This is a genomic window from Frigoribacterium sp. Leaf164, assembly GCF_001423665.1.
GTDB lineage: Bacteria > Actinomycetota > Actinomycetes > Actinomycetales > Microbacteriaceae > Frigoribacterium > Frigoribacterium endophyticum.
Window position 1 is genome coordinate 1614782 of sequence record NZ_LMOX01000001.1, and the last position, 1644, is coordinate 1616425.

Genomic DNA, 1644 nt, shown 5'->3' on the forward strand with positions numbered 1-1644 from the left:
CCCGATCTCCCGGCACGCCCCGGTGTCGATCAGGACGTCGACCCTCTACCCTTGCAGGATGAGCCCCACCGAAACGCGCGACGAGATCGACGCCGACACCCCCGACTCTGCGCCGACCTTCTCCGACCTGGGGCTCAGCGATGCCGTCCTCAAGGCCGTGAAGGAGATCGGCTACGAGACCCCCTCCGCCATCCAGGCGGCCACCATCCCCACCCTCCTGTCGGGTCGCGACGTCGTCGGGCTCGCCCAGACGGGCACCGGCAAGACGGCCGCCTTCGCGCTGCCGATCCTCAGCCGCCTCGACGTCTCGGCCAAGAAGCCGCAGGCGCTCGTGCTCTCCCCCACCCGTGAGCTCGCACTCCAGGTGTGCGAGGCGTTCGAGCAGTTCGCCTCCGGCATGCGCGGCGTCCACGTGCTCCCCGTCTACGGCGGCCAGGCCTACGGCGTCCAGCTGAGCGCGCTCCGTCGCGGCGTCCACGTCGTCGTCGGCACGCCCGGCCGCATCATGGACCACCTCGCGAAGGGCACGCTCGACCTCTCCGAGCTCAAGTACCTCGTGCTCGACGAGGCCGACGAGATGCTCAAGATGGGCTTCGCGGAGGACGTCGAGACGATCCTCGCCGACACCCCCGACGACAAGCAGGTCGCGCTCTTCTCCGCGACGATGCCGCCCCAGATCCGTCGCATCTCGAAGCAGTACCTCAACGACGCCGAAGAGATCACGGTCAAGCAGAAGACCACGACCTCGGCGAACACCACGCAGCGCTACCTGATGGTGTCGTACCCGCAGAAGGTCGACGCCCTCACGCGCATCCTCGAGGTCGAGAACTTCGAGGGCATGATCATCTTCGTCCGCACGAAGAACGAGACCGAGACCCTCGCCGAGAAGCTGCGGGCCCGCGGCTACTCCGCCGCCGCCATCAGCGGCGACGTGGCGCAGGCCCAGCGCGAGCGCACGGTCAACCAGCTCAAGAGCGGCAAGCTCGACATCCTCGTCGCGACCGACGTCGCGGCCCGTGGTCTCGACGTCGACCGCATCAGTCACGTCGTCAACTACGACCTGCCGATCGACACCGAGTCGTACGTCCACCGCATCGGCCGCACCGGCCGTGCCGGGCGCAGCGGCGCGGCGATCAGCTTCGTCACGCCCCGCGAGCGTCGCCTGCTCGGCGCGATCGAGAAGGCCACGCGTCAGCCGCTGACGCAGATGCAGCTGCCCACGCTGGAGGACGTCAACGTCACGCGTCTCGCGCGCTTCGACGACCAGATCACGGAGGCGCTGGCCCAGGAGAGCCGGATCGCCGCCTTCCGCGACATCATCGGCCATTACGTCGAGCACCACGACGTGCCGGAGGCCGACGTGGCCGCCGCCCTCGCCGTGGTCGCCCAGGGCGAGACGCCGCTGCTGCTCGACCCGAAGGACGAGCGACCGGCCCGGCGCGAGCGTGACGACCGTCCCGCTCGTGACGACCGCGGCGGCGACGACCGGGGCGGCCGCTTCGACCGCGACGACCGTGGCTCGCGCCCCGAGCGCGACCGCGGCCCCCGCACGTCGAAGCCGATGACGGCCTACCGCATCGAGGTCGGTCGTCGTCAGCGCGTCGAGCCCCGCCAGATCGTCGGCGCCCTCGCCAACGAGGGCGG

The 1644-nt window shown here is 70.4% G+C and carries 1 protein-coding gene; it reads left to right on the forward strand.

Annotation, left to right across the window (positions count from 1 at the left end):
• Nucleotides 1–58: 58 nt before the first annotated feature.
• A partial coding sequence (locus ASF82_RS07295) for a DEAD/DEAH box helicase (RefSeq protein WP_235491219.1) occupies nt 59–1644 on the forward strand: 1586 nt, incomplete at its 3' end.